The following is a 1,502-nucleotide window of genomic DNA, read 5'->3' as shown; positions in this document are numbered from 1 at the left end:
CGGCTTCAAATTCTTGCCAAAGCGCTAATAATTCTTGCCCTTGATCTGTAGGTAGCATACCAAATAAGCGTTCAGCGGCTTTTATTTCTTTTTCTGCTTGCTCTTTTGAAGCGGCAGTATCATAAACAAACGTGTCGCCTGCGTCGATCTCAACAACGTCATGTATCAATAGCATTTTCATCACTCGACAGATATCGACTGGCGCATTTGCGTGCTCTTCCATTAATACTGCCATCAATGCGACGTGCCAACTGTGCTCACCGCTGTTTTCAAGACGACCTTCGGCGCTTTTCACCCGAGTACGACGCAATACGCTTTTGAGCTTATCAAGTTCAATGAGTAATGCTAACTGCTTTTCTAATCGAACCATATTAGCGCCCTTCTTGCTGCCAATGAGGGTTAGTTAATGATGTCAGCACATGATCTTGCCATTCACCATTGATCAAAAGGTAATCTTTTGCGTAACCTTCTTTGCTAAACCCGACAAACTCTAGCACAGCTTCACTGCGTTTGTTATGAGGCATATAGCCGGCTTGGATACGATGCATTTTTTGCACGTTAAACATGTAGTCGCATGCCATTTTTAACCCACGACGCATATAGCCGTGACCTTGTGCCTCTTCCGCCAAGGAATAGCCAACGTTACAGCTATAAAATGGAAAGCGACTCATACTGCTGAATGAAATCGTTCCTAGCATGCGCCCTGTATCAACATGAATTAGCAAGCAATAGTAGCCAAGCCCCATGCGATGGAGCTCATTCAACTTAATCAGTTTTTGGAGCCAACCATTAACAGAGAAAAACGCCTCTTCTCGCTTTGGTTCAAATGGCTTCAAATAATCGCGATTAGATTGAAAATACGCCGCGATCATATCGGCATCACCGATTTCAGCGGTTCGTAGAAGCAAGTCGCCGTCCAACTTGTGAACGGCGATTGATGAACTATGATCTTCCATTACAAACGACAACTTCCCTTTTCTTGATTACTCGCGTTAATTCTTACGAATCCCATAGTCACGTAACTTATTCGCAATAGACGTATGCGATACGTTCAAACGCTTCGCTAACTTACGGCTTGACGGGAACGACTGGTACAAACGCTCCAACACCTGGGATTCATAATCACGCATGATCTCGTCCAAAGAACCATCAATATTAAGCGTTGCACTGCCCCCGCCAACTGACTGCGGCTGTGGCAAATTAAAATGTTCGGCTTTCAGTAAATGACCATCCATTTCTGTTAGCGCTCGCAACACCATATTATCTAGCTGACGCATGTTACCCGGCCATTGGTAGCTGGCCAGAGCATCAACCAAACCGTCATCCAGCCCCGGCTTATCGATACCCAGCTGCTGCGCGTGTTTTGTCACGAACAAATCTAGCAAAGGTGCCACATCATTCGAGCGCTTGCGCAGTGGAGGAATGCTTAGCGTCAGTACATTGAGGCGATAATACAAATCTTCACGGAACATACCCGCTTCAGAAAGCTCAGCAAGGTTATG

At 45.5% G+C, this 1,502-nt stretch carries 3 protein-coding genes; all 3 read right to left on the bottom strand.

Going from position 1 to position 1,502, the window contains the following annotated elements; genetic code table 11:
- Positions 1–370 (bottom strand): HD domain-containing protein (locus tag R7R24_RS24405; RefSeq protein ID WP_318119686.1); only part of this gene is annotated, 370 nt, incomplete at its 3' end.
- A gap of 1 nt (position 371) precedes the next feature.
- A complete protein-coding gene (rimJ, locus tag R7R24_RS24400; protein ID WP_005458831.1) occupies positions 372–956 on the bottom strand; it encodes a ribosomal protein S5-alanine N-acetyltransferase in 585 nt (194 codons plus the stop codon).
- 36 nt (positions 957–992) lie between these two features.
- Positions 993–1,502: TyrR/PhhR family helix-turn-helix DNA-binding protein (locus R7R24_RS24395; RefSeq protein ID WP_411978825.1), on the bottom strand; the 510-nt coding region annotated here is incomplete at its 5' end.

The organism is Vibrio sp. 704 (assembly GCF_033339295.1).
Note: the sequence above shows the minus strand (reverse complement) of the source record. Positions and strands in the feature narration are given on the sequence as shown.